The 3,008-nt window shown below is 76.4% G+C and carries 1 protein-coding gene; it reads left to right on the forward strand.

The features are described 5' to 3' along the window. A partial coding sequence (locus tag AC2CJA_RS25730; protein ID WP_484605070.1) for an alpha-N-acetylglucosaminidase occupies window positions 1-3,008 on the forward strand: 3,008 nt, incomplete at both ends.

Here is a 3,008-nt window from a genome sequence, read left to right on the forward strand (position 1 = left end):
CCGCGGCCCCCTTCCCCACCGAACCCGCCGCCGCGGCGCTGCGCCGGCTGCTGCCGGAGCACGCCGCGCAGTTCCGGCTGACCGCGCTGGACGCGCCGGGCGGCGCCGAACGGTTCCGGGTCGCGGGCGCGGCCGGGCGGGTGGAGGTGTCCGGCACCAGCCCGGCCGTCCTGCTCACCGGGGTCCACTGGTACCTCAAGGAGGTCTGCTCCGCGCACATCTCCTGGGCCGGGCGCAACCTCGACCTGCCCGCCACCCTGCCCGCGCCCGAGCGCCCCCTGGAGCGCTCCACCGCACTGCCCAACCGCTTCGCGCTCAACGACACCAACGACGGCTACACCCACCCGTACGCCGACTGGCCCTACTGGGAGCGGCTGATCGACGTGCTCGCCCTGCACGGTTGCAACCAGGTGATGGTCATCGCCGGGCAGGAGGCCGTCTACCACCGGCTGCTGAAGGACTTCGGCTATTCCGACGCCGAGGCCCGCCGCTGGCTGCCCGCCCCCTCCCATCAGCCCTGGTGGCACCTGCAGAACCTCAGCGGGTACGGCGGCCCGCCGAGCCCGGAGCTGATCGGGCGGCGCGTGGAGCTGGGCCGCCGCATCACCGCCCGGCTGCGGGAGCTGGGCATGCACCCGGTGCTGCCCGGCTACTACGGCTCGGTGCCCGGGGACTTCGCCGGGCGCGTGGCCGGCGCCCGCACCGTCGCGCAGGGCACCTGGCACGGCTTCGCCCGGCCCCACTGGCTCGACCCGCGCACCTCCGTCTTCGCCGAGGTCGCCGCCTCCTTCTACCGGCACCAGCGGGAGCTGTTCGGCGGCGCGTCGCACTTCAAGATGGACCTGCTCCACGAGGGCGGCGACGCCGGGGACGTGCCGGTGGCCGACGCCGCGCGCGGGGTGGAGAAGGCGCTGCGCAGAGCCCATCCGGAGGCGGTGTGGGTGATCCTGGGGTGGCAGGACAACCCGCGGCGCGAGCTGGTGGACGCCGTGGACAGGAGCCGGATGCTCATCGTCGACGGCGTCTCCGAGCGCACCGAGACCGTCCACGACCGCGAGGCCGACTGGAACGGGACCCCCTACTGCTTCGGCGCGATCCCCAACTTCGGCGGGCGCACCACGCTGGGGGCGAAGACCCAGGTGTGGAACGAGCGCTTCCACACCTGGCGCGACAAGCCCGGCAGCGCCCTGGCGGGCACCGCGTACCTGCCGGAGGCCGCCGACCGCGACCCGGCCGCCTTCGACTTCTTCTCCGAACTGGCCTGGCGCGACGCCCCGGTGGACCTGCCCGGCTGGTTCGCCCGGTACGCCGGGTACCGCTACGGCGGCGCCGACCCGCGGGCACGGGACGCCTGGCGCGCGCTGCAGGACACCGCCTACCGGCACCGCGCCAGGCTCTACGGCTTCGCCCACGACAGCCTCTTCGCCGCCCGCCCCGACCTCGCCGCCACCCGGGCCGGGCAGTACGGCCCCACCGAGCTGACCTACGACCCGGCGCGCTTCGACGCCGCCCTGGACGGGCTGCTGGAGGCGGCCCCCGCCCTGCGCGCCGGCGACGCCTACCGCCACGACCTGGTGGACGTCGCCCGGCAGGCCCTGGCCAACCGCAGCCGGGTGCTGCTGCCCCAGCTGCGCACCGCCTACGAGGACGGCGACCTGGGGGCCTTCCGGGAACTGTCGGCGCTGTGGCTGCGGCTGATGACACTCACCGACGAACTGGCTGCGACCCACCGGCTGTTCCTGCTGGGCCCGTGGACGGACGCCGCCCGCCGCACGGCCGCCTCCCCGCAGGAGTCGGCGGAGCTGGAGCGCACCGCCAGGGCCTTGCTGACGGTGTGGGGGGAGCGGGCCACCGCCGACGCCGGAAAGCTGCACGACTACGCCAACCGCGACTGGCACGGGCTGACGGGCGACTTCCACCTGCCGCGCTGGCGGCTGCTGCTGGACGAGCTGGACGCCGCGCTGGCCTCGGGCCGGAAGCCCGCGCCGATCGACTGGTACGCGGTCGAGGAGCCCTGGACGCGGGAGCGCCGGGAGTACCCGCTGCGGCCCTCGGGCGATCCGTACGCCACCGCGCTGCGCGTGCGCGACAGCCTCGCCCGCGCGCCCTACCAGGGGCGGCTGGAGGCCGCGCTGGAGCCGGGGACACTGGAGCCGGGCGGGCGGGGACTGCTGACCGCCTCCCTGGCCAACACCAACGGGCTGCGGGCCACGGGTCCGGTCGAGTTCGCCCTGTCCACCGGCTCCACCGGTCTGCGGGCGGTGCCGCTGGACCCCACCACCGCGGACCGTGTGCCGCCCGGCGGCCGGACCCGGGTCCGCTGGCGGGTGACCGCCCCCGGCCGGCCGCTGACCGCGCCGCTGCGGGAGCTGTCGTACGGCCTGACGGCACGGTACGGGCCCGAGGGCGGGCGCCGGGTGCGCGCGGAGCTGGGCGGCTCGCTGTTCCTGGCCGGGCCGCTGCCGGCGGAACTGCGCACGGTCTCCACCAACGGGGCGGTCTTCGGCCGGCTCGGCGAGCGGTACGCCGTGCGCGGCGGGGGCGCGGACCTGTGGAAGGGCACCGCGGAGTTCGGCGCGGTGTACCGGCCGGGCGGGCTCGCCGAGCGGGGCTCGGTGACGCTGCGGGTCGACTCCCAGGCGGAGACCGGGCCGTGGGCGAGGGCGGGGATCCTCGTCCGCAACGATCTGTCGCGGGCCAGCTCGCCGGGCTTCGTCAGCCTGTCGGTGACCCCGGCCAACGGGGTGGTGCTGTCGTACGACTCGGACGGCGACGGCACGCTGGACTCCTACCGCCGGATCACCGGGGTGAAGGCCCCGGTGCTGCTGCGGCTGCGCCGCGCGGGCGCCGAGTACACCGGTGAGCTGTCCGACGACGGCGGCGCGAGCTGGCGGACGGTGGCGGCGGTGCGGGTGCCGGGCGCGGCCGGACGGCAGGACGCCGGGCCGGGCATGTCGGCGGCGGGCGGCACGGCCGGCACGGTGGAGTTCTCCGGGTGGCGCACGGCC

The sequence above is a fragment of the Streptomyces sp. ATLC9 genome (assembly GCF_057196705.1).